This is a genomic window from Streptococcus pseudopneumoniae (genome assembly GCF_001068775.1).
Taxonomy (GTDB): Bacteria; Bacillota; Bacilli; order Lactobacillales; family Streptococcaceae; genus Streptococcus; species Streptococcus pseudopneumoniae_N.
This window is the reverse complement of the sequence record NZ_JWAJ01000036.1, coordinates 1-203: the sequence shown is the minus strand read 5'-3', so window position 1 is coordinate 203 and position 203 is coordinate 1. Positions and strand designations below refer to the sequence as shown.

Annotated in this window: 1 pseudogene; it reads left to right on the top strand. The window is 42.9% G+C overall.

The annotated features are described in order from the left end of the window. A pseudogene (locus ADF68_RS11050) lies at positions 1-203 on the top strand (hypothetical protein); the annotation flags it as partial.

Here is a 203-nt window from a genome sequence, read left to right as displayed (position 1 = left end):
GCGAAAGATGTTGAAGTAGGTAAAGATGGAACAGCCACTGTAACCTTCCCAGATGGCAGCACAGCCGTTATTCCATCAGGTGATACAGTTAAGAAATCATCAGATAACGCAGTTAAGGATCCAGCGGTAACACCAGTTGTAGATCCAAGCAACTTGACTGATGCAGAAAAAGCTAAGGTAGCAGAAGAAGTTAAGAAAGCTAA